Source organism: Sphingobium indicum B90A (assembly GCF_000264945.2).
Taxonomy (GTDB): domain Bacteria; phylum Pseudomonadota; class Alphaproteobacteria; order Sphingomonadales; family Sphingomonadaceae; genus Sphingobium; species Sphingobium indicum.
On record NZ_CP013070.1, the window covers coordinates 667,214 to 686,016 of the forward strand.

The window sequence follows — 18,803 nt, forward strand, 5'->3', positions numbered from 1 at the left end:
CCCATGGGGCGGAGTAGCTCAGCTGGTTAGAGCAGCGGAATCATAATCCGCGTGTCGGGGGTTCAAGTCCCTCCTCCGCTACCATTGGCTTATCCGGAAGCTTCCGGCAGCTTCCGTATTTTTCCAAAAATCGAAATAATAGCAGAGGGTTGCGGGTGATTCGCGTCCGCATGCGCCCATGGCCTTCCACATGCAGCCAGATTTGGTGTGGGGGTATTTTGGGGGTAGTTTTGCGGAGTATCGGAAAGGAGCGATACCCCCATGCCTCTGACGGAGACTCAAGCCAAGAATGCCAAGCCTCGCGAGCGAGCGTACAAGCTTGCCGATAGCGAGGGCTTGTTCCTGCTCGTCCAGCCGAACGGCACGAAGCTTTGGCGGATGAAGTACCGAGTTGCAGGCAAGGAGAAGTTGCTGTCGTTTGGCGCTTATCCGGCGTTGGGGATCGCCGCCGCCCGGGACAAACGCAAAGCGGCCAAGGCGCTCCTTGCCGAGGGCAAGGATCCAATAAAGGCCAAGGGGGAGGTGATATCGGAGCACGGTGACACCTTCTACATGGTAGCGAAACGCTGGCACGAGAACCGCCAGTCGGCATTGAATCCAGCGCATGCCGAACGTGTCTGGTCACGAATGGAGCGGGACGTTTTCCCCTCCCTAGGACAGAAGCTGATCCACGAGATCACTGCCCCAGAGGTCCTGGACATGATCCGCAGGATTGAGACACGAGGCGCGCTCGATATCAGTCGGCGTGCCAAGCAAGGGGTAGGGCAGGTCTTTCAGTTCGCGATTGCTTGCGGGCTGGCATCCAGCGATCCCACTGCTCACCTCAGTGGCGCCCTCAAGCCTCGGCCGAGGGTGAAGCACATGAGCCGCCTTCCTTTGGTGGAGATACCTGCGTTCCTCGAAAAGCTGCGAGCCTACCAAGAGGAAGGTGACCGGCGCTCGGCGATCACCCGCGATGCAGTGCTATTCGCCTTGCTAACCTGGGTCAGGACAAAAGAGCTTCGACTGGCCGTCAAATCCGAATTTGAAAATCTCGATGGTACGGAACCCGTTTGGCGGATTCCGGCTGCGCGCATGAAGATGGGGCGCGAACACCTCGTTCCACTGTCAGCCCAGGCCGCACTCATTGCTAGAAAAATGGTATCGGCGGCGACCGGTGATTACCTGTTTCCCGGGACCCACCCAGACAAGCCGTTGTCTGAAAACACGATGATCTATGCGCTTTACCGCCTTGGATATCATAGTCGCCAGACCATCCACGGCTTTCGAGGACTCGCCAGCACCTGGGCGAACGAGCAATTGGTTGAATTTGGCAAGCCAGCGATGTGGATCCGGAAGTACCATGAGGATTGGGTCGAGTTGCAGCTCGCTCATTCAGAGAAGGATGATGTCCGGGGAGCTTACAACGCGGCGGAATATCTCGCGCCCCGCCGGCGAATGATGCAGGATTGGGCTGACTTCCTCGATGGGCGGAAGGTCGTCGACATCAGGAAAGGGCGAAAGCGCGCCGCGTGACGCCCGTCAGGAGAAGCATTCAATCTGATCAAATGGCATTTGACGCAGTTCGTATCAAAACTGCCAGTGCCGTAGGACGTCGCGGACATATCCGGGCGTTTCGCCATTCCGGGGAATGCCACCAGCACGTTCAACTGCCCCCGGTCCCGCATTGTAGGCAGCCACCGCGAGGTGGACCACGCCAAACCTGTCGAGCATCTGCCGCAGGTATCGCGCAGCGCCGAAGATGTTTGCCATAGGATCGAAGCGATTGAAGACCCCAAGCTCCTTTGCGGTTGCTGGCATCAGCTGTCCGAGACCTGCTGCGCCTGCTGGGCTGATGGCAAAGGGGTTGTATCGAGACTCCGTCCATACAAGTGCATCGAGCAGGCCCGAGGGCAATGAATATTTCGCTTCCGCCGCATAGACGTGGGGCAGATAGCTCGCCCGCCGAAAGTCGGATGGACCTGGTTTGGCCTTGGGTTCGTATCTGTATGGCAGTTTGACCCGGCCATTTTGCGGGATCGTCAGAACAGGTGCCGGCCCGTCCTGGACGGATCGCCAAAGCCCATGCTCGACCAGCTGGAAGCCGTTGGATGTTTCAGCAATGCGGATGCCATCGGAATGGCTGGCCGGGGCGTCGATCGTGGCTGGCGCTGCTAGGTCCTGGGCACTGGCGGGGATAGCAGAGGTGATCGCGATGCCCGCGATCAAGAGAGTTCTGATTGTCATTTCTCGATCCTTGTCTAGTCGAATCGAGTGAGAACATATAAAGAACAAGCGATGTAGGAAAATTGGAATGGCGCAAGTGCAGAGCGGAGGCTGCGCGGGGAGGGCACCTCAACCGGAGAAGGTCGATGCCCCCGTTAGACAAAGTTCATCAACTTGAACGCCGCGCCCGCACGATCGTCGAAAGCCTTCAGGGTACATGGTATCGGGGCAAAGGCATGTGCTGCTGCCCCGCGCACGACGACCGCACTCCCTCACTGAGCGTGACACTGGGGCGCATAGCGATCCTGTTTCATTGCTTCGCGGGATGCTCGAATGATGAGGTGATTGCCGCACTCGACCGCCAGGGTATTCGCAGCCGTGACCTGTTCGATGGCTCGGGTGCCGTTGCCGCTGATCGACCGGAAAAAAGGGCCTTCAATTCCAACGCGCGGCGTTTGTGGCACTCGGCGACGGCGATCTCCGACAGCCCTGCCGAAGGATACCTCGCGCAGCGCGGGATCCTGCGTGCCTCTGATCAGCTCCGTTATCTCGAGCGCACGCCGCTCGGACCACGTGGTGCGGTCCAGTTCCTCCCTGCAATGTTGGCTGCCGTCACGACTGACATGGGCATAATCGCGATCCACAGGACATTTCTCGACGCGCCGAGCGCAAAGCTCGCCGCTTTCGATCGGCCGAAGCGTGCATTGGGAAGCCTCGGCTGTGGGGCTGTCAGACTTGCCTCGCCGGCCGCAGGCCGGTTGGGCCTTGCCGAAGGTATCGAAAGCGCCCTGTCAGCCATGCAGCTGTCCGGGATTCCTTGCTGGGCAACGCTCGGTAACGAACGGTTCGGCCTCGTCGCGATTCCAGAGAGTGTGCGCGAGCTCCACTTGTTCATCGACAATGATCCGGGAGGCGAACTCGCGGATCAGCGAGCGCGACAGGCCTATTCTGCATCAGGCCGTGCGATCCGCTCGCGAGCCCCAGCATCGATCGGTTTCGACTGGAATGACGAACTCAAGGCAAGGCTCGCTCGCGAAACCTGATCAGCATGCCAGAGGGGAGGGGGCCTTCGGCTGATTGAGGCCTGCGAGACGCAGGACCTCGTCAGGAGGTTTCCCATGTCCAACTCTTCCCTCGCCTTCGCATTCGATCCACCATCTCCGCCGCTTGTCGTGACGGCAGCCAAAGCAATGGCGTTGCAATTGGCAGCAGGCAGCGCGATTTCGCGTAGCGACATCAACCGCGTCATGACGGACCACTTCGGCGGAACCGATGCACTTGGGGCATGGTCAGTCCGTGATGCTCACGCTGCGCTCGAGCTGGCGCAGGTTCAACACCTGCAAGCCTCAGATCAGATCCAGCTCAAGAGCCCTATCGACGAGGCGGATCAGTTCTTCTGCGGCCTCGATGCCCAAGTGCCGACCCAAAGCAATCGCAGCGACGAGCAGATCGAATGGCAGCAGTTTGCAACGCCGCCGCGCCTTGCCTGGCTCGCTGCCCGGGCTTGCGCGCTGGCCACTGGCGAGCTTGTGCTGGAACCCTCGGCCGGAACAGGCATGCTCGCTGTCTGGGCCGCCAAGGCTGCCTCCCGCCTTGCCCTCAACGAAATCTCGCCGCTGCGCCGCGACTGCCTTATTGCGGCGTTTCCGACCGCCCGCGTGACCGGACATGATGCTGAGCTGATCGACGAATTGCTCGATCCGGCCATCAGCCCCAGCGTCGCGCTGATGAACCCTCCCTATTCCCACGGCATTGAGCGAGGGCACGATAGTCGCACTGGCTCGCGCCATCTGCGGTCGGCCTGGAACCGTCTGGCGTCCGGGGGGCGGCTTGTCGCGATCATGCCTGAATGGTTCGACTGCGCGAAGTTCCTGGCGGGGCTGAAGGGACCGATCTCGCTGCGGCTCAATGCCGCCGTCGAACGCGCGTTCGTCAAACAGGGCACCGGCATCACCACCCGGCTGTTGGTCTTCGACAAGGTGGAAGGCTCCAATGAGCCTGTCGCTATCCGCACAAACGACTTTCGCCAGCTGGTCGATCTTGTCGATGCTTTGCCGGCTCGCGCCAGCTTGGAGGCTGTTACTGAGCAATTGAGCCTTCCGGCTCGTGCGCCGTTTCGCCTCGTGGCCGCTCCGCGCAGGCCGCTGCCTACACCAGCCAGGATCACGCCTTCAGCCTCCGCCATCGGGTCGCTCACTTACCAGTCGCTTGAAACCCCTGCGCGGCTTGCCCCTCAGGTTGGCCACTATCTGCCCTATCGCCCGAGCAGGATTGTGATCGATGGCGCGGCCGAGCATCCGACGCCGCTCGTCGAATCTGTTGCCATGGGGTCGATCGCCGCACCGATGCCCGAAGCGGTGCCGCAGCTGCCCAACGGTCTGGTTGCCAAAGGGCTGCTGTCGGCAGCCCAAGCAGAGACTCTGATCTACGCGGCAAGCGCCCATGCGCGCGATCTCCCCGGCCGGTTCGAACCGGAGGACAAGGGCTGTTCGCTCAAGGCGTCGGCGGAAGGTCAGGTCTACCGGCAAGGCTATTTCCTCGGGGATGGAACCGGCGCTGGTAAGGGCCGCCAGGTCGCGAGCGTTATTCTAGATCGCTGGGTTCGCGGCGAACGCCGCCATATCTGGATTTCGAAGAACGAGGCACTGCTGGAAGACGCTCGCCGCGACTGGGCCGCCCTCGGCGGTCTCCCGATCGACATCCAACCGCTCGCGTCCTGGAAGCTGGGAACCCCCATTGCGATGCGCGACGGGATCCTCTTCGTCACCTATCCGACCCTCCGTTCAGGCCGAAACGATGCAACGCGGCTTGATCAGATCGTCGCCTGGGCCGGTGACAATTTCGACGGCGTCATCGTGTTCGACGAAGCGCACGCCATGGCCAACGCTGCCGGCGGGGAAGGATCGCGCGGCAAGGTCAAGGGATCGGAACAAGGCATTGCTGGGGTGCGTCTGCAGAACCTGCTGCCCCGGGCAAGGGTGCTCTACGCTTCGGCCACCGGAGCATCCGACGTGAATAACCTCGCCTATGCGACGCGCCTCGGGCTCTGGGGGCCGGAGACCGCCTTCGCCAATCGCGAGGCCTTCGTTGCCGACATTCGCGACGGCGGCATAGCAGCGATGGAACTGGTTGCGCGGGATCTCAAATCGCTCGGTCTTTACACGGCCCGGGCCCTTTCGTTCGCCGGTGTCGAGTATGAGATCCTCGAGCATTGCCTGACCGAGGATCAGATCGCGGTCTACGATGCCTATGCCGAAGCCTGGGCGATCATCCACGCCAACCTGCGTGAAGCGCTGGAAGCCACGCGGATCGTCGACAGCGAAACAGGCGGGACGCTCAACTCCGGTGCCAAGTCCGCAGCCATCTCGATCTTCGAGGGCACCAAGCAGCGCTTCTTCGCGCAGCTGCTTCTGTCGATGAAGCTACCAAGCCTATTGCCCGCCATCGATGCGGCGATTGCTGATGGGCAGGCTGTTGTCGTCCAGCTGGTCTCGACGGCAGAAGCCATGCTCGACCGCCGGCTTGCCGACCTCTCGGACGAGGAACGCGAAGCGCTGGAGATCGACCTGTCCCTTCGGGAATATGTGATCGACTATCTCGCCAAGAGCTTTCCTGTTCGCCTGATGGCAGTGTTCACCGACGAAAATGGTAATCCTCGCTCCGAGCCGATGAGTGATGAGCAAGGCGCACCGGTGCTCTGCCGCTCCGCACTTGCCGCGCGCGACCGGATGATTGAGCAGCTCTGCGCCTTGCCGCCCATCGCCACTGCACTTGATGCCATCATCGAACGCTTCGGCGTTGATCAGGTGGCGGAAGTCACTGGCCGGACGCGTCGGCTGATCGTCGGCCGCGGTGGTCGCCAGAAACTCCAATCCCGCTCGCCGCGCGCCAATGTCGCCGAGACCCAGGCCTTCATGGACGGCGCGAAGCGCATCCTGGTGTTCTCCGATGCCGGAGGAACCGGGCGCAGCTACCATGCTGATCTGGCCGCGAAGAACCAGGCCCGCCGCGTCCACTTCCTGCTCGAGCCGGGCTGGCGGGCTGACGCCGCAATCCAGGGGCTTGGCCGCACCAATCGCACCAATCAGGTATCTGCCCCGCTGTTCAGGCCGGTGACAACCGATGTGCGCGGCGAGCGCCGCTTCATCTCGACGATCGCACGGCGTCTGGACAGCCTGGGCGCTCTGACGCGCGGGCAACGCCAGACCGGGGGGCAAAACCTGTTCGATCCGGCCGACAATCTTGAAAGCATCTACGCGAAGGAGGCGCTCCATCGCTGGTTCGGCCTGTTGTTCACCGGCAAGCTCGAAGCCGTCAGTCTCGGGCGCTTTCAGGAGCTGACAGGCCTGAGGATCGAAGGGCCTGACGGGGCGATGGTCGGTGACCTGCCATCGATCCAGCGCTGGCTCAATCGCATCCTGGCGCTCCCGATTGCCCTGCAGAACGCGATCTTCGATGAGTTCATGGGGCTGGTCGAAGCGCGCATCGATGCCGCCCGACAGGCGGGCACACTCGATCTCGGCCTCGAGACCATCGCAGTCGAGGAGTTCACGATCTTGTCGGACACGTTGCTGCGCACCGACCCGGCATCGGGCGCGACCACCCATCTGCTGGAACTGGAAATCGCCAGAGCCTTGAAGCCGCTCACACTGAAGCGGCTCGAGGAGCTTTACGGCATCACTGGGCAGCGGCAACGGGCGGTTCGAAATGCTCGCTCAGGCCGGGTTGCCTTGCTCGTGCCTGCCCGCAGTATTCTTGCTGATGACGGCACCCGCGTTTCCCGCTTCGAACTGCTGCGCCCGTTGAAGCGCACTCACATCACCGAGGATCAGCTCGCTGAGAGCAGCTGGGAGAGAATTTCCGTCGACGCTTTCCTCGAGGCCTGGGCAGCCGAGGTTGAGGAAGCGCGGACCAGCCACAAGCGCGAGCGCTTGCATCTTGCGACGGGCCTCCTTCTGCCGGTCTGGGACAAGCTCCCTTCGGACTTCGTGAGGGTGAGCCGCATCTCGGCTGCGGATGGCCGTTCGCTTCTCGGCCGCGAGGTCCCCGTCCATTCTGTTCCGGACCTGTGTCGGGCGCTGGGTCTCGAGCGCGAGCTGACGCTGTCCGCCGATGAAATCGTGCAGACCGTTCTTGCTACTGGCCGGGCTATGGAATTTGCGGGACGCGAGCAGCTCATGGTGAAACGCAGCCTGGTCAATGGCTCACAGCGAATTGAGCTCACCGGTTGGAGCGTAGCCCGCCTCGACTGGTACAAGGCCCAAGGCTGCTTCACCGAGATGATCCGCTACCAGACCCGGCTTTTCGTGCCGATCGAAGGCGCAGCGAGCGTGATTGCCAGACTGGCATCATCGGCATAATTCCTTGCCAAATGGCATTCATTGTCGTATATGATGCCATATGGAGAAATGCCATGCTGGCTCTGCAACCCGTTGATACTGCCATTACCGCATTCCGTCCCGATCCGATTACACAGGACGAGGCTGCTGCCATGTTCCGGGCGGTCCTCAATCTGTTCGGCAAATGGGAACTGACCGACGAGCAGGCGGCAACGCTGCTCGACATGCCGGTGCGCTCCTATCGCCGATGGAAGGCGGAAGGCCCCGGGCGCGTTTCGCGCGATGGGCGTGCGCGTCTGTCCAACCTCATGGGCATCCATAAGGCGCTCCGGATCATCTTCACGGAGGCTGCCCGCGGGTATGCCTGGATCAGGGCGGCTAATCATGTGTTCGGCGGAGCCAGTGCGCTCGACGTAATGCTGGGAGGCGAGCTCACCGACATCATGCGGGTGCGCCGCTATCTCGACGCCGAGCGCGGTGGCTGGTGAGCGGAACGTCAGATATCCCCGTTTCTCGAGTTGAGTGGAAGGGCGCTGTCAGAATCATCCGCAGCGCCTTTCCGCCGATCGATCTGTTCGAGGATATCGCTGATCCCGCGGACTGGCCGCTGCTGATCTCGGCAGAGCAGAAGACCAATCCACGCATCATGGCGACGATTGGCAATCTCGACCTCGTTCCGGTCGACCGACGCGTCGGCGGTAACGGAGCCTCCTACCTCATGGCGCCATTCACCCACGTTAGCACCGATCGACCGAGTCGCTTTACCGATGGCAGCTACGGCGTGCTCTACGTTGGGGACCGGTTCGAGACCGCGCTGTTCGAGACGATCCACCACCATGCCCGCTTCATGGCACGAACCCGGGAAGCGCCGGGATGGACCTCGCAGTTCCGCGAAATCATCATGTCGGTCGATGTAGACTTACATGATCTCCGAACCGTGGCGGGGAAGCCGGATTCGGCGCTCGATCCTGACAGCTACGCTGCATCTCAAGCGCTCGCGCGGCACCTCAGGGGCGCGGGATCGAACGGGATTGCTTACCCGAGCATCCGGCACCCCGGCGGGGAATGCGTCGCGCTCTTCTACCCGGACTGCGCTTCAAATCCGCTCCAGGGTCGGCACCTCGACTATCACTGGGATGGCGCGCGGGTTGATCTGGTCCGTGATGCGGGATCGGGCGCTGTCTTCCGGATTGTCGATTTGCCGCCCGATCCCGCCTGACCGAACGAGCTGGGTTTCCGGCCGAGTGCTGTAGGATCTCCAGGGTGGAACAACTCCGGGGCAGCGAAGTCCCAACGGCGTTCACCTCGACTGCAACATCCTCTCGGCGATCCTCCTTCTTCCCTCTTCCTTCGCGGCGGCGATAGCGGCATCGACCTCATCGATGTTCTCAATGCAGAGCTGGACACGCGTGGCTGGCAAGTCCGGGAGATCCAGGTTCATCCGCTTGATGAAGTAGTACGCCATCGACAGCCTGACCTCGACCTCACGACGACCGTCATCCATGTCGAAGTCTCGTTGAATGGCTAGCCTTTGGTCTTCGGTTAGGCCTGGGTGTGGACTCAGGCGTAGTTTAATCCGCGTTCCCCATTCGATGTCATCCTCGGGATCGTACGAGGCTGCTTCGATCTCGCCGAACTGGCCGATCCGGCTGAGGACGAAGTCGCGGAAGTCGTGCCGGTCGCAGGCCCAGGCCCGAAGATGCCATCGGTGCCCGTCGAACGTGAGCGCGTGCGGAGCGATCTTACGCCAGCGGATGTTGGTCAGCGACCGGTACTCGACATTGATCGCCGATCGCGTGCGGATCGCCCGAAGGATTACCCGGAGGCAGTCGGGATCGACGTGCCGGACGAGATCGGGTGCCATGTCGATCGCCGGAAGGGATTTGAACCAGACGTCGCGCCGCGGCAGCGCAGCGGAGAGGAGTGCGCGCAGTTGCAACAGCAGACGATCGGCGGACGGCACCAAAAACTGCGGAACGAGACGGCGAGTGGGGACGAACGCCTTCTCCGTGGCGTCGTACGCAATGTTGTCGCCCGCCATGTCGCGATAGCGCTTTAGATCGACCGAGGCCTGCGGGGTGGAAATCTCGAATTGCGTCTCGAGGTCGCTTCGGTTGAGCTGCCCCTCCCAGAAGAGCTTCCATTCGATGAACTCGAACCGCCGGTTCTGCGTCCACGGCCGCTTCGGATCGTCGCTCACAATTTTACCCCTCTAGCCTCTTGACCCATATAGAGACGCAACCCATCTAGTTTCAAGTCGGGTTACAAAAACCCATCCGAGTCGCCGGGTCAAGACGCAGACGGCATTCGGGGGCTGCGGCGCGACCAGGGAAGGAAACGACGATGGCCGACGCCGTGATACCCCGATGGCATGGGGACGACTACCAATCTCGCTTCTTCTGGCTGCACGCGGCCGCGTTGCGCGATCCGCAGCGCCCGGACGTCGTCGAGGTCACTTTCGAGGCGAAAGAGCCCAAGGCGTTCGACGACGTCGTCGTGCGGTACGACCCCGGCCGACCGAGCTCCGGTCCGTATCGCATCACGGTCGACTACCATCAGGTGAAGTGGCACTCAGACCACAGCGGCCACTTCGGATATGAGCGGCTCATCGATCCTGATTTCGTCGGCGGCAAAGCCTTCTCGATCCTCCAACGTCTGGCGCAGGCCAAGGCCAATCCCAACGTCCCGAAGGAGGCGGCATTCACGCTGGTGACGACCGACCAGATCACGCAGGGCGACGTGCTTGGCGAGCTCGTCTCGCGAAACGACGGCCGACTGCGCATCCACAAGTTATTCGATGGCACCAAGACGGACGGGAGCCGCATGGGCCAGGTGCGCAAGCTCTGGCGCGAGCACATGCAGTTCGACAGTGATGAACAGCTGAAGGATCTGCTGACCGACTTCTTCATCAAGCCTAACAGCGACTCGCTCGAGGACCTCCGCGGACGGGTGAGCGAGAAGTTTCGGCTCGTCGGCCTGCTCGGGGACGAGACCTCATCGACGTTCCGTTATGATCAGGCAGCTCGGAACCTGCTCGTCAGGAGCATCAATGGGTTGACCCGCGAGGCCTTTGACAGGCTGTGCCGCGAGGAGAACTGGCTGCAGCCGGAGCCTTCCGTAGGGCTCGATCGCATGAATGTGGCGATCCGGTCCTTCACGAAGGGTGTCACCGCCGCCGACATGCTGGAGGCGGCCCCGGAGAACACGCTCTCGCTGGTGCGGCAATTCAACATGCGCCATCCCCGCGAGGGCGTCACCTGGGATGCCCTTCGAGACGAGGCGCTGCCCTTCCTAGAGGGCGTGCTGGAGCGCGGGAAGATGCTGCGTCTGTTCCTCGACGCCCACAGCTCGCTCGCCTTCCTGGCCGGCACCGTCTTTGGCTTCAAGTCGGGCGCGAACGTTGAGTTTCTCCAGAAGGGGCGCGCGACGAGCATCGTCTGGAACCCCAGCGACGGACGCGACGGCCCTGATCCGGTGATCACCGAGGAGGCGATCGGCGAAGGTGCAGATGTCGCGGTCTCCGTAGCCGTGACCCGAGACACCATCACTGACGTCCGCAGTTACATTGCAGGCAGCCTGCCGTCGGTCGGGCGCCTACTCATGATCGCCCCCGAAGGCGGACCGGGCCCGCAGTCCGTTGCTGGAGGCGCGCATGCCGCCAGGATAGCCGATGCGGTTGCCGGAGCGGTGGCAAGGGTCCGTCGGCCTGGTGGCACGACGCATCTTTTCGTCGCCGCGCCCAACGCCTTTTCCTTCCTCCTCGGCCAGCACGCGGACTCCATGGGGATGTGCGCGCCGTACGAGTTCGACTTCGGGGGCCGCGTCGATGGCCTCTACCGCCCAACCTTCACTATTTGAGGCAGCATCATGGAGCTTCGTCCGCAGTTCGATCAGTTCCTTCGCGACATCCGCCCGAGCGAGCGGCACAAGGAGGAATGGAAAATGGGTTCTCGCACGCTGCGGACTCGTCTCATGGCCGATCCCGACCTGTCGCCGCTGATAGTGTCGTCATTCCTGCAGGGCAGCGTCCGCCGGTCGACCGCAGTGCGCCCCACCGGCGGCAAGAGGTCCGACGTCGACGTGGTGATCGTCACCACCATCGACCACAACGCCGAGCAGCCAGCCGTGGCAATGAAGCGTTTCGTTCCCTTCCTCAACGAGCACTATGCTGGCAAGTGGGTGCAGCAGGACCGCTCCTTTGGCATCGAACTGTCTTATGTCGACCTCGACCTGGTCGTCACGGCGCTTCCAGCCAATGCGAGCGATCGCGACAAACTGCTGGCCGTCTACCGGTCGCAGGCAGTCGAGACTACCGCTTCGCTTGAGGAGCGGTCCGACTGGAACCTCAGCAAGAGCTGGAACCCCGATGGCGCCGTCACCGCGTTCATGGCGAACGACGCCATGCCGGAGGCCGACTGGAAACCGCATCCGCTCATGCTGCCGGACCGCATGGTCAAGGACTGGGGGCCGACCCACCCGCTGGCACAGATCAAGTGGACGGCGGATAAGAATCGAGCCTGCAACGGCCACTACATCAACGTCGTCCGCGCCATGAAGTGGTGGCGTCAGGAGCATGTCGACAGCCTGCCCAAGTACCCGAAGGGCTATCCGCTCGAGCACATGATCGGCTATGTCCTGCCCAACGGCATCGAAAGCGTCGCGGAAGGCGTCACGCTCGCCTTCGAAGGCATCCGCGACCAGTTCCGCCTCCACGCGCAGGCCAAGATGGTGCCGTTCCTGCCCGACCATGGCGTGCCGACCCACGACGTGCTCAAGCGCGTCGCTGTGACCGACTTCGTCGCCTTCCATGCGGCCGCCTCGGCTGCCGCTGGCGAAGCGCGCCGTGCACTGGACTCGGAGGACGCCGCGGAGAGCGGCGAGATATGGCAAGGCCTGTTCGGAAAGTGCTTCCCGCTGCCGGGTCCACAGGGCGGAGACCGGGCGCGCGGCTTCACGTCTCCCGCGATCGCGGCGCAGCCGAAGACAAACCGTTTCGCCTGACGGATGATGGTCCCCGAACCGCTGGCGGCGGCGCTGGCGAACATACCTGCAGATCCACGCTTCGAACTCGCCGACGGCTGGACGGAGCGCGGTGACTGCGTCTGGTCGTTCCGGTTCCGCGCGGCGCTTTCGGTGCCGGCGAGTGAACACATTGCGGAGTGGTCGGGTTGGCATCTTGTCGCTTCGCTATGCGGCGGCAGCTTCGATATTAACGTCTATCCGGATGCCGATGAGGGCATCACTGCGACCTTCCCACATCAGAGCCACAACGGCCCGCCGAGAGAAGGCGGCGCCTGGCGCACCGGCAATCCCTGTCTCGAACGCCCGGCGGCAACGTTCCGCCGCGAAGGCTGGAGCGACGAGCCTGCAGATCTGGATCGGCGGATCGACTGGTACATTGGCAGGCTGCTGACATGGATCGACGCGGCGGCGACCGACCGGCTTCTCGAAGAGGGCGACCCGATCGAACTGCCGGTCCTGCCATCCGCCATTACTGGCGTGACGATCGGTTTCTGGGAGGAGCCTGCCGGGCTTGATTGGTGGAGGAGCGCCGGGGTGCCCTGGGGCTTCGCATCGCTGGCCAATGTGTCCGGTGCCGTGGGCACGGCTGCGGTCGCCGACTTCATGAATCCACAGCGTGCCAGCATCCGACGTCCGCCATGGGGACCAGGGCTTACATTCACGCCCGGTCAAGTCGACGCAGTGTGGCTCGTCATGCCCGTTCTCGTGGTCGGCGCGCCGTGGCGCCTCCCGGACACTTGGGAGCAGTTGACCGGCTACTGTTCCGAGGTGTCGGTCGATCTGCCCGGGATCCTGGCTCAGGCCGGAGCCCAGCTGCGTCATATCGAGCGACCCGGTCGGCGAGCTCCCTCGACGCTGCTCTTGGGCTTCCCAATGGCGGAGACGAAGGGGGCGGAACCCGAGAGGATGCACTGGTTGGCGATCGGGAACATGCGGACGGCTCGCAGAGGCGACGTGCGTCGCGGCTTCTCCGATCGCGCCGATGCCCGACGCCGGTGGGATCGGGCACTTGCGGCTGACAAGCGACCGCTAGACTACGTCAAGACGGCGAACTGGGCGCCCGACCAAATTCGACGGCGCGGCGCTGCCGAGGAAGAGGTGCGGGGAAAGTCGGTTCTCCTGATCGGAAGCGGTGCACTCGGGAGTGCGGTTGCGGAGAACCTGGTGCGCATGGGCGTGACCCGCATGGGGCTCGTAGATGCGGACGTCATGACCCTCGGCAACCTGAGCCGCCACGCGCTCTCGATGCGAGAATTGGGGCACGGCAAAGCGAAGGCGCTTGCGGCGGCGCTCAACCGGACGATGCCTGACGCCAAGGTCGTGGACCTCACGATCGCATTCCCGCCGACCAAGGCGGCCGAGCGCAAGCGGCTCGAGGGCTGGGATGTGATCGTCGACTGCACCGCGGAGGATGCGGTCCTGCGTGCGATGGCGGAATATCCTTGGGACGGCGTGAAAATGTTCGTCAGCCTGTCCATGACATGGCGCGCAAAAGGACTGGTCGTTTACGCCGATGAGCAGGCGTCGTTCCCGGCGACCGATGCGATGGAGCGCTTCCTCGCCGCGTCGGCAAGGCCCGAGGAGGGGGCGCTAGACCTCATGGAGGGTATCGGGTGCTGGCACCCCGTTTTCCCCGCTTCCGCCGACGACGTTCGGCTCTGGGCCGCGATCGGGACCAAGTTCATCCGACGCGCAGTGATTGAGCGTGGTCGCCTGTGCGAGCATTTCGTCCAGGACGACTATGGTGCGATCGTACGCCATGCGGCCTGAAGCCATGGAGTTCCGGAATTTTGCTTCGGGCTATGGCGTATGGCTGTCCAGCACAGCGATTGACACGATCCTCGCCACTGCGGCTCAGGCAGGGAGTCGCGAGACAGGTGGCATCTTGATCGGTCGCTACGATGCCGAAGGATGGGTGGCCGAAATCACTGAGGCCACTTCGAAGCCGCGTGGATCGCGGGCGGGGTGGTGGTGGTTCAGACGCGGCACCACCGGCCTGCGCGAGTTGCTTGCCGCGCGCTGGGCGGACGGATACCATTATCTTGGCGAATGGCACTATCACCCGAATGGCTCGCCTGCGCCCAGCGGCACCGACATTTTTTCGATGCGCAAGATATCGGTCGATCCAGCGTATCAATGCCCGGAGCCGGTCCTAGTAATTATTGGAGGCCGACCGCCTCAACAGTGGCAGCTGTCTGTATCGGTGGTCCGGCGCGAAACTTTGGTGAGCCTTTCGCATGCCTGAATCTCGCGCTTCTCGCCATTAATCGATGGCCGCTTTGTCCAAACCATAGTCATTCGCCCTTGTCCGTGCCTATCGTGAGAACTGCTGCGGATGCGCCGGAGAAGAGTGGGCTTTGCCCTGATTGAGCCATTTGGGCGTCGATGGTCGATGCACCGGGCTCACAATCAGGAGTGTGTCCCATGATCAAGTCGATCCCGCTGAACAAGCTCGTCCAGTCTCCGCGTAATGTCCGCCGTCACGGCGATCCGGCGGCAGATGCCGAACTCAAAGCCAGCATTGCAGCGCATGGATTGCTGCAGAACCTGATCGTCCGCCCCGCTGCCAAGGGCAAATTCGAGGTCGAAGCTGGGGAGCGTCGTCGCCGAGCGATGCTTGCGCTCGCGGACGACAACATTCTCGCGCGTGATCACGAAGTCACGTGTCTCGTTCTCGAGGACAGCGCTGAAGCGGCGGTCGAGACCAGCCTTGCGGAGAACTTCCACCGTCTCGCCATGAACCCGGCCGACGAAGCCCAGGCCTTTACGGCGCTCGTGTCTGGGGGTGCGACTGTCGAAGAGGTTGCCCGCCGCTTCGGTCTGACTGTCCGCTTTGTTGAGGGACGCCTGCGTCTCGCAACGCTTGCGCCCGTCGTGTTCGAGGCTCTGGCATCGGGCCAGATCACCCTCGACATTGCCAAAGCGTTCGGCGCTACCTCGGACCAAGAGATCCAGGCCCGTGTCTTCGAGCAGGTTTCCTCGGCCTACTATGCGCCCAATCCCGACAGCATCCGGCGCATGGTCCTGTCCGGCACAGTCCGGGGCAGCGATCCGCGCGCGCGCCTTGTTGGCCGCGATGCCTATATTGCCGCTGGCGGCCGGATCGAGCGCGAACTGTTCGACGATGATGACAGCGAATCCTGGGTCGATGTTGCCCTGCTCGAAAGCCTCGCCGCAGCAAAGATGGAAGAGCAGGCCAAAGCCCTCGCCGCCGAGCAGGGTCTTGCCTGGGTCAAGCCGACGCTCGATCCCTATGCCAGCCACGACCTGGTCGAAGGGCTGGTCAGGCTTCCCGCCGAACCGGCGCCATTGACCGAAGCTGAAGTGGCAAGGCTCGACGAACTCGATGCCTCCTATGACGAGCATGCGGCGATCCTCGAGGATGAGGACAGTGCCGAGGAGGCTGTGGAAGCCGCCGAAGCGGCGATTGAGGCGATCGAACGCGAGTGTCAGGAAATCCGTGCCCGACCGCCGGTTATCGCGCCGGAGCTCAAGGCCGAGGCAGGAATGGTGCTGGTGCTCTCCCGCGATGGCACGCCGGTTCTCCAGCCGGTGTTCTACGGCGAGCGTCAGGCTGAACCCACCGAAGCCGACGACGGGATCGAAGTCGTTGCAGGCGAAGAAGGTTCGGACAGGCGCCGGACCACCTTGTCGAAACGTCTGGTCGACGAACTCGCGATGCAGCGCCGCGATGTTCTGGCACTTCACGTTGCATCCGATCCCGGGCTGGCGCTCGACATCATGGTCTTCACCCTCGCCGATGCCGATACCCACGACTGGCGGGCGCGCTCTTCGACCACGCTGCGCGCCCCCGTTCCTGCAGGCCCGATCATCGGCTTCGAAGCCAAGGATGCGTCGGCGAGCAGCGCGCTTGCCGAGCTCAGGTCTGGTCTCGACGAAAGCTGGCGCGCCGGGGCTGATGCAACGTCCCGCTTCGATCTGTTTCGGGCGCTGCCCGATGAAAGCCGAGCCGCATGGCTTGGCTTTGTCGTTGCCCGGTCGCTCGAGGCAAGCCTCAACATGACGGGCGAGCGTCAACTGCCGTTCCAGGATCACCTTGGTAGCCTGATCGGCATCGACATGGCGCAGTGGTGGCGACCGACTGCGGCCAACTACTTTGACCGGGTGTCGAAGCAGGTGATCCTCGATGCGCTGACCGATGTCGGCGGTCTTGAGCTTTCCTCCCGCTTTGCCTCGGTCAAGAAGGGTGACCTCGCGATGAGCGCCGAGCGCGTCTTCGCCGGCACCTACATCACCGAGGTCGAGGTCCGCGAAAAGGCTCTGGCCTGGGTGCCTGAGGTCATGCGGTTCGCCTCGACTACCCTGGAGGCTGCCGAAGCCGAGCTCGACGAAGCTGACGCTGAGTCTGGTATCGACGGTGAAACTCATACCCCCCGCGAGCTGGCCGCCTGACCTCCTCCTGACAGGTTCGGCTACTCGCACCTCGAGAAGCGGTCCTTCGGCTCACGCCGGAGGGCCGCTTCCTTTTTGGAAGCAGAGCGGAGGGGGCTCGAAACCCTGTGGCACTGACCGGCGAGCCCCGTCGCCAACTGTCCGGATGCCTCAATCAGGAGACCCATCATGGCCTATCGCAAGGGACAGAGCGGCGGCTTGTCGCCCGCCGCCCGCATCACCCAGGAAATCATCGCTCGTCTGGAAGCGGGCACGAAGCCGTGGATCAAGCCGTGGCGCGGTGTCCCGGTCTCGCGGCCCTTGCGGGCCTGCGGGATTCCGTACCGCGGTATGAACGTGTTCTGGTTGTGGATGGTCGCCGACATGTGCGGCTACGCTTCGCCGTTCTGGATGACCTACAACCAGGCAAAATCACTCGGAGCCCAGGTCCGCAAAGGCGAGAAGTCGACCATCGCGATCTTCTACAAGAGCTACACCAAAGAGGTGGAAGCGCCCGATACCGGCGAAAAGACCGACGAAGCCCGCCGGGTGCTCAAGGCCTATCCGGTCTTCAATGCCGATCAGGTCGAAGGTCTGCCCGAGCGCTTTCATCCGGCCGCGACGTTGGAACTGGTCGAGCCTGAAGGGCGCGAAGCCGAGCTCGACGCATTCTTCGCTAGCATCCCCGTCAATTTGCGTCACCAGGGCTGCGAGGCTTACTACGAACCCACCGCTGACCGGGTCACCATGCCGCCGGTCAGCCTGTTCAACGGTTTCGATCACTACTACGCCACGCTCGCCCACGAGCTGTCGCACTGGACCGGCCATGCCAGCCGCTTGGGGCGTGACCTCAAGAACCGCTTCGGCACAGCGGCCTACGCCGCCGAGGAACTGGTCGCCGAACTTTCGAGCGCAATGCTGGGTGCCGAGCTGGGGCTGCCCGTTACGCATCTCGACAACCACGCGAGCTATATCGAGCATTGGCTCAGGCTGCTGAAGGATGACGACCGCGCCATTCTGACCGCTGCGGCCAAGGCCGAGGAAGCTGCGAGCCTGCTGCTGAAGCTCGGCGGGAGGGTCATGCCTGAACAGTTTGACGACGCGTCAGACGACGCTGCGCTCGCGGCCTGAGGGAGGATATCATGGGCCGATCGGTCAGCTATCCCCGCGGGGCAATCGTTGCCTTCACGGTTCTCGAGGTCGAAGCCGAGGACGACTGGGAATTCGAGTATGAATGGCTGCGTGACGATCTGTGCGAGCGGGCCGCCAAAGCCTTCCCGTCGCTGATCCCGCATGACGGCTGGCGCGGCCGGGAGGACCGGATCCTCATGCGCAATGCCTATGCGGATTTCGGCGTGTCGGTCTATGGCGGGCTGGTTGCCGTCTGGATCGTCGAACGCGATGATGGGGCCTATTGGGACGCCGATTGGCGCACGGCCCGCTCACCGCGGGCACAGCGCTGGCTGTCGCAGATCGCATCCCGTTTCGATGCCTTGTTTGGCAACTACGATTGCCTCGGGCACATGTCGAACGGCGAGGGGTTCTACACCAAGCGCGCAGCTTGAGGCCTGCGAGTTGGTTGGTCGCGGCGCCGGGTTGCCATCCCTGACTGCACTTTGCCGGCCGCTCATGGTCTGTCGCCATGCGAGAGAGGCCCTGGGCCAGCCGCCAGTCTTGCGCAACCCGGCTTGGGCGGGCCCGTGTTGGCCTTGGCCCTTCGGGCTCAAGGCCTGCCCGCGCCAGCCCGCCAAGACGGGTTCCCCCTTACGGGTGCGCAATTCTGCCTGAAGCTGGCCCTGACGGGCTCTCGCTGGCGCAGCCATGAACGGGTGCGTCGGCCTCACG

The 18,803-nt window shown here is 63.1% G+C and carries 14 protein-coding genes and 1 tRNA gene; 13 read left to right on the forward strand and 2 right to left on the reverse strand.

The window, feature by feature from the left end:
- The first annotated feature begins 7 nt into the window (after positions 1 to 7).
- A tRNA-Met gene (locus SIDU_RS03395) sits at positions 8 to 84 on the forward strand.
- A gap of 177 nt (positions 85 to 261) precedes the next feature.
- Complete coding sequence (locus tag SIDU_RS03400; RefSeq protein ID WP_007688405.1) at positions 262 to 1,515, forward strand: tyrosine-type recombinase/integrase; 1,254 nt, start codon at positions 262 to 264, stop codon at positions 1,513 to 1,515.
- Positions 1,516 to 1,569: 54 nt separating this feature from the next.
- Here the strand turns inward: SIDU_RS03400 and SIDU_RS03405 are convergent, their stop codons facing one another.
- Positions 1,570 to 2,226, reverse strand: a complete 657-nt coding sequence (locus tag SIDU_RS03405) for a lytic transglycosylase domain-containing protein (RefSeq protein ID WP_007688403.1) — start codon at positions 2,224 to 2,226, stop codon at positions 1,570 to 1,572.
- Between the two features lie 125 nt (positions 2,227 to 2,351).
- Here SIDU_RS03405 and SIDU_RS03410 point away from each other — a divergent pair, with 125 nt between their 5' ends.
- From SIDU_RS03410 to SIDU_RS03425, 4 genes are all read left to right on the forward strand, one after another.
- Positions 2,352 to 3,248 (forward strand): DUF7146 domain-containing protein, encoded by an 897-nt coding sequence (locus SIDU_RS03410; RefSeq protein WP_007688402.1) that lies wholly within the window; start codon positions 2,352 to 2,354, stop codon positions 3,246 to 3,248.
- Between the two features lie 75 nt (positions 3,249 to 3,323).
- Positions 3,324 to 7,565 (forward strand): strawberry notch family protein, encoded by a 4,242-nt coding sequence (locus SIDU_RS03415; protein WP_039980398.1) that lies wholly within the window; start codon positions 3,324 to 3,326, stop codon positions 7,563 to 7,565.
- A 53-nt stretch (positions 7,566 to 7,618) separates the two neighbouring features.
- Entirely contained in the window at positions 7,619 to 8,032 is a 414-nt protein-coding gene (locus tag SIDU_RS03420) for an MbcA/ParS/Xre antitoxin family protein (protein ID WP_039980414.1), read from the forward strand.
- Positions 8,029 to 8,763, forward strand: a complete 735-nt coding sequence (locus tag SIDU_RS03425; protein ID WP_007688395.1) for an RES family NAD+ phosphorylase — start codon at positions 8,029 to 8,031, stop codon at positions 8,761 to 8,763. Before SIDU_RS03420 ends, SIDU_RS03425 begins: the two co-directional genes overlap by 4 nt.
- An 81-nt stretch (positions 8,764 to 8,844) precedes the next feature.
- Here SIDU_RS03425 and SIDU_RS03430 read toward each other — a convergent pair whose 3' ends face one another.
- A complete protein-coding gene (locus tag SIDU_RS03430) occupies positions 8,845 to 9,744 on the reverse strand; it encodes a WYL domain-containing protein (protein ID WP_007688393.1) in 900 nt (299 codons plus the stop codon).
- 143 nt (positions 9,745 to 9,887) lie between these two features.
- On the opposite strand from SIDU_RS03430, the gene SIDU_RS03435 reads away from it, so the two are divergent.
- The 7 genes from SIDU_RS03435 (at position 9,888) to SIDU_RS03465 (ending at position 18,523) form a co-directional block, all read left to right on the forward strand.
- A complete protein-coding gene (locus tag SIDU_RS03435; RefSeq protein ID WP_007688391.1) occupies positions 9,888 to 11,402 on the forward strand; it encodes an SAVED domain-containing protein in 1,515 nt (504 codons plus the stop codon).
- A gap of 9 nt (positions 11,403 to 11,411) precedes the next feature.
- Positions 11,412 to 12,545, forward strand: coding sequence for an SMODS domain-containing nucleotidyltransferase (locus SIDU_RS03440; protein ID WP_007688388.1), 1,134 nt, complete (start codon positions 11,412 to 11,414; stop codon positions 12,543 to 12,545).
- Between the two features lie 3 nt (positions 12,546 to 12,548).
- Complete coding sequence (locus SIDU_RS03445; protein WP_007688386.1) at positions 12,549 to 14,336, forward strand: ThiF family adenylyltransferase; 1,788 nt, start codon at positions 12,549 to 12,551, stop codon at positions 14,334 to 14,336.
- A complete protein-coding gene (locus SIDU_RS03450; RefSeq protein WP_073507120.1) occupies positions 14,326 to 14,811 on the forward strand; it encodes a Mov34/MPN/PAD-1 family protein in 486 nt (161 codons plus the stop codon). Before SIDU_RS03445 ends, SIDU_RS03450 begins: the two co-directional genes overlap by 11 nt.
- A 179-nt stretch (positions 14,812 to 14,990) precedes the next feature.
- The gene (locus SIDU_RS03455; RefSeq protein ID WP_007688372.1) at positions 14,991 to 16,979 is read left to right on the forward strand and encodes a ParB/RepB/Spo0J family partition protein; all 1,989 of its coding nucleotides are present in this window, start codon (positions 14,991 to 14,993) and stop codon (positions 16,977 to 16,979) included.
- A gap of 168 nt (positions 16,980 to 17,147) precedes the next feature.
- A complete protein-coding gene (locus SIDU_RS03460; RefSeq protein WP_007688371.1) occupies positions 17,148 to 18,089 on the forward strand; it encodes an ArdC family protein in 942 nt (313 codons plus the stop codon).
- An 11-nt stretch (positions 18,090 to 18,100) separates the two neighbouring features.
- The gene (locus SIDU_RS03465) at positions 18,101 to 18,523 is read left to right on the forward strand and encodes a hypothetical protein (protein ID WP_007688370.1); all 423 of its coding nucleotides are present in this window, start codon (positions 18,101 to 18,103) and stop codon (positions 18,521 to 18,523) included.
- Positions 18,524 to 18,803 lie beyond the last annotated feature (280 nt).